Source organism: Ochrobactrum sp. SFR4 (assembly GCF_019730395.1).
Classification (GTDB): domain Bacteria; phylum Pseudomonadota; class Alphaproteobacteria; order Rhizobiales; family Rhizobiaceae; genus Pseudochrobactrum.
On the sequence record NZ_JAAPBB010000694.1, the window covers coordinates 1 to 279 of the forward strand.

At 48.4% G+C, this 279-nt stretch carries 1 protein-coding gene; it reads right to left on the minus strand.

Annotation, left to right across the window (positions count from 1 at the left end; genetic code table 11):
• Positions 1-279 (minus strand): metal ABC transporter solute-binding protein, Zn/Mn family (locus HBA93_RS20835; protein ID WP_221724543.1); only part of this gene is annotated, 279 nt, incomplete at both ends.

Consider the following 279-nt stretch of genomic DNA (forward strand, 5'->3'; position numbering starts at 1 on the left):
TTGGCCTTATAGGCTTCGGCATTGGCCTTATAGATTTCCGCATTTTCCGGATCATGTTTCACGAAAGCATCGCGGATATTATCGACATAAATCATCCCTGCTGACGGCGACATCCAGGCATGCGGGTTCGGCTTACCGCTATACGGACCTTCGGTAATGCCCATCGGCTCAACACCTTCAGACACAACAACACTTGGCACATCTTTCAAATGCTGGAAGAATTTTTCAAACCAGCGCTCAAGATTGAGGCCATTCCAGAAAATCAGCTGTGCACCTTGC